At 62.1% G+C, this 781-nt stretch carries 2 pseudogenes; both read left to right on the top strand.

What is annotated here, in order from left to right:
- A pseudogene (locus EN745_RS35395) lies at positions 1-246 on the top strand (adenylate cyclase); the annotation flags it as partial.
- Between the two features lie 133 nt (positions 247-379).
- A pseudogene (locus EN745_RS35390) lies at positions 380-762 on the top strand (DUF559 domain-containing protein).
- Positions 763-781 lie beyond the last annotated feature (19 nt).

Below are 781 nucleotides of genomic sequence, written 5' to 3'. Positions count from 1 at the left end.
GGCAGGCACCGGGAAGCCATCGCGGCCTTGCGCCGAAGCACGCCGGACTCGCCCAATGTGCTGATGTTCCTGGCGCTTTCCCATGCGGCGTCGGGCGAGGGCTCCGAGGCGGCCGGATTCGTGGCGCGGCTCGCGGCCGAGTTCCCCGACTTTTCCGTCGAGGGTTTCATCTCGGGCTATCCCGTGACCAACCCGGAGGCCGTTAGGGCCATCCGGGATGCGGCGAAGCTGGCGGGGCTGGGCTGAGGGGGAGAAAGGCCGGGCGGTGAGAAGGTAAGGGGTTGAGGCGCCTATCTCCCCCCTCGTGGGGGAGAGAGCGATTTCAACATCTTAGCGAAGCTAAGTGTTAGAAATCGCAAGAGAGGGGATTTTCACGCACATGCGCCAACAGGTTCCGCCACAGCGCCGTGTCTTTGCAAGAGCCATGCGTGCCGATGCGACGAAGGCCGAGAACATCCTGTGGCAGGTGCTGCGCAACAGGCAGCTCGAGGGTCTGAAGTTCAAGCGGCAGGTGCCACTTGACGGCTACATTCTCGACTTCGTCTGCTTCGAGGCGCGGCTGATCGTCGAGGTCGACGGCGGCCAGCATTCAGAGTCGGAACGGGATGCCGGCGCGACCGGCATTTTGCGATGAAAGGCTTCAGGACCCTGCGCTTCTGGAACGACGAAGTGGTGCGAAACATCGACGGCGTTTGCCTGACAATCCTGGCCGAAGTCCGCAAAGGGAGCTCCCAAGCAAATCCCCTCTCTTGCGATTTCTAACACTTAGCTTCGCTAAGAT

Origin of the sequence: Mesorhizobium sp. M4A.F.Ca.ET.022.05.2.1 (genome assembly GCF_003998845.1) — a bacterium.
Taxonomy (GTDB): Bacteria; Pseudomonadota; Alphaproteobacteria; order Rhizobiales; family Rhizobiaceae; genus Mesorhizobium.
This window is presented reverse-complemented; position numbering and strand designations above follow the sequence as displayed.